General features: G+C 61.4%; 1 protein-coding gene. It reads right to left on the bottom strand.

Features of this window, described 5'->3' with window-relative positions; translation table 11 throughout:
- A partial coding sequence (locus BKD70_RS23820; protein ID WP_139145841.1) for a LysR family transcriptional regulator occupies positions 1 to 370 on the bottom strand: 370 nt, incomplete at its 3' end.
- Positions 371 to 974 lie beyond the last annotated feature (604 nt).

Raw genomic sequence — 974 nt, 5'->3', positions numbered from 1 at the left:
CGGTGCGCAAGGCGTGCCCCGGTATCTGCTCGCGCAGCGCCTTGGCCCAGCCGAGCATCAACGGGTTGCACAGGCTGACCTCCCCGCCGATATGCAGCACATTGCGATAGCCGTCCGGCAATGGCAGGTCACGGCGGGCGGCTTCCCAGGTTTGCAGCAACTGGTTGGCGTACACCACGAAGGCCTCGCCGTCGGCGGTCAGCCGCGCACCGGCACGGTTGCGCACGAACAGCGTGCAGCCGAGCTGGTTCTCGAGGTTTTTGACACGAGCGGTGATAGCGGTCTGGGTGACGTGCAGTTTCTCGGCCGCCGCGGCCAGGCTGCCGCATCGGGTGATTTCGAGGAAGGTGCGTGCCAGTTCGATGTCCATGAAGCCCCCGGGGATGAATAGGGGCATTGTAGAGCGATGCAGGATTGGAATGCGATCCATGTGGGAGCTGGCTTGCCTGCGATAGCGCTGGTGCAGTTAGCCCATTGGCCTCTGACACACCGCTATCGCAGCATAGGTATCTACATAACTTTGGTACGACGCTGTATCTGTGGCGAGGGAGCTTGCTCCCGTGGCGGCCTGACAGCGACGCTTATCCACCTGACGCGCCGCAGTTCTATGTGGGAGCTGGCTTGCCTGCGAAGACGGCCTGACAGTCAACTGGGATGTTGGATCAGAGCGCGTACATATCCGTTATTTAGGTAACGGCCACTTAGGGTTCCGCCCTGACGGCGGCTCACTTTGCAAAAGCGGCAAAGTAAGCAAAACGCTCTTGCCCCACCACTCGGCACCTCGCCTAGGCTCGGTGTGCCCGTAATCCGCCAGTGATTTGGGGGGCCGCCGCCACGCGCCATCCATGGCGCGGGGCGGCTAAACCGGCATCCCTGCCGGTTTACCCCCCAAATCCCTGTCGAATTCCGGCCAGCGTGGTTTAACGGGGCGCCTAAGATCAAAAGCAGATCAAGATCACAAGCAGATCAAGATC

The organism is Pseudomonas sp. BS-2016 (assembly GCF_001806145.1).
In the GTDB taxonomy this organism is placed as follows: Bacteria; Pseudomonadota; Gammaproteobacteria; order Pseudomonadales; family Pseudomonadaceae; genus Aquipseudomonas; species Aquipseudomonas lundensis.
This window is presented reverse-complemented; position numbering and strand designations above follow the sequence as displayed.